The sequence below is a fragment of the Microcystis sp. M53603_WE2 genome (assembly GCF_030065435.1).
The window spans coordinates 1-1,929 of sequence record NZ_JASJFF010000902.1 but is presented as its reverse complement, the minus strand read 5'-3'; the positions used below and the strand labels follow the sequence as shown (position 1 = coordinate 1,929).

The following is a 1,929-nucleotide window of genomic DNA, read 5'->3' as shown; positions in this document are numbered from 1 at the left end:
TTGGTACACAAAACAAGGGCAACAAAGCCTGAAACGACTGGCTACTGACGACCGGCTACTGACTCCTACCCCCAGGAAAAACTTTTTCAGCAGACCCTATTTATTCTCCGTTTTGCCTTTTGCATGAGTAGAAAACGGGTTTCTCCGAGAAACCCGTTTTCTGTGCGTTACTCAACGGATTTAGTATGATAACTGATTCAAGGCTGCCTCCTGTCTCCTGTCTCCTGTCTCCTGTCTCCTGCCTCCTGTCTCCTGACTTAGCCTTTCAGCAATAAATCGCTAATTTCCGACTGACAATGACCAATTAAACGATTAATCGCTTTTTTTCCTTGTTTACCTTGATAATCTGAGCGATCGCTTTCAGTAATTCCATAGGGACGACCGATCGCCACCTTGACACGATGATAAAAGACAACGGGATGCCAACCGTCTTGATCGAATAAAGGTTCCGTGGTATCTAACCAGCGCAGCAAACGCACGGGAAAAGGACTAATAACAGTTTCCGACTCGGAGAGAATAGCCACAGGTAAGACCGATAGATTCTCCACGGGACAACGCAGGGCTAAATGGGCAAATCCGCTTTGAAAAGGGCTAATTTGACGAGGAGCAGTCAAATTTAACATCGGCGATCCACCTTCTGGAAATAAACCGATCCATCGTCCGGACTGTAAAAAATCCGTTGCTTGCCGAAAAAAAGTCCGGTGGCGTTTTTCAGGGGTATCAAAGGGAAAACAGCCCAATTCTCCGATTAATTCCCGCAAAAGCGGCGTTTTTCCCATGTAGTGATGACAGGCGATCGGGAGAGTTTTGCCCAAAGCTTGAATTAAGATCGGCGCGTCCAAAAAGCTACGATGGTTACTTACCACGATCGCCACTCCTTGGCTGGGTAGATTTTCTTGACCGACGGTAAACAGACTCGTGCGCGTGGTATCAAGAATTAAACGAGAGGTGGATAGGGGGGTAAGCAGCTTCATGGAAAAAAAAATCGGCCTTAAGATTGTTTTTATTGACTTAGATCACAACTAAAGGATAAAACAGAATTAGAGGATCATAAAATATAGGGATTATGTCCCAATCATCTACGGATCAGCCTCGGGGCAGCCTCGTCTATTTAAAAAAATAAATTTCATGAATGATTTGAATGAGCGAAAAACATTTGCTTTGACAACACCTCTTTATTATGTCAACGATATCCCTCACATCGGTAGTGCCTACACAACGATCGTAGCGGATGTTATGGCACGATGGCAGCGGTTACAGGGCAATTCTGTCCTCCTGATTACAGGAACCGACGAACACGGACAGAAAATCGAACGGACTGCGGCAGCCAAAGGACTCGCTCCCCAGGAACACTGCGATCGCATTGCCACCAGTTTTGCCCATCTCTGGGCAAAGCTACACATCCAGTATGATCGCTTTAGTCGCACCACTGCCCCCCGTCATCAGGCAATTGTTAACGAATTTTTTGAAAGAGTCTGGGAAAAGGGCGATATCTATCTCGATCGCCAACAGGGTTGGTATTGCGTCGCCTGTGAAGAATTTAAGGAAAAAAGAGAACTGTTAGATAATGGCTGTTGTCCCATTCATACTAACCTAGCCGCCGAATGGCGCGACGAGGAAAACTATTTTTTCCGTCTCTCTAAATACCAAGCACAACTAGAACAACTTTACCAAGAACAACCCGATTTTATTCAACCGGAAAGCCGACGTAATGAGGTTCTCAACTTCGTCAACCAAGGACTACAGGATTTCTCCATTTCTAGGGTTAATGTCGCTTGGGGGTTTCCTATTCCCCACGATGGTCAGCATACCATCTACGTTTGGTTTGATGCCCTTCTTGGCTATGTTACCGCCCTTCTCGACCCCGAAGACGAACCCACCCTAGAAAATGCCTTGGCCAAATGGTGGCCGATCGATCTGCATCTGATC

General features: G+C 46.2%; 2 protein-coding genes. One reads left to right on the top strand and one right to left on the bottom strand.

Annotated features, from left to right (window positions below; all coding sequences use genetic code 11):
• Window positions 1-257 precede the first annotated feature (257 nt).
• Window positions 258-974, bottom strand: coding sequence for a lysophospholipid acyltransferase family protein (locus PX481_RS19230; protein ID WP_288027872.1), 717 nt, complete (start codon window positions 972-974; stop codon window positions 258-260).
• Window positions 975-1,128: 154 nt separating this feature from the next.
• On the opposite strand from PX481_RS19230, the gene PX481_RS19225 reads away from it, so the two are divergent.
• Window positions 1,129-1,929 (top strand): methionine--tRNA ligase (locus tag PX481_RS19225; protein ID WP_288095487.1); only part of this gene is annotated, 801 nt, incomplete at its 3' end.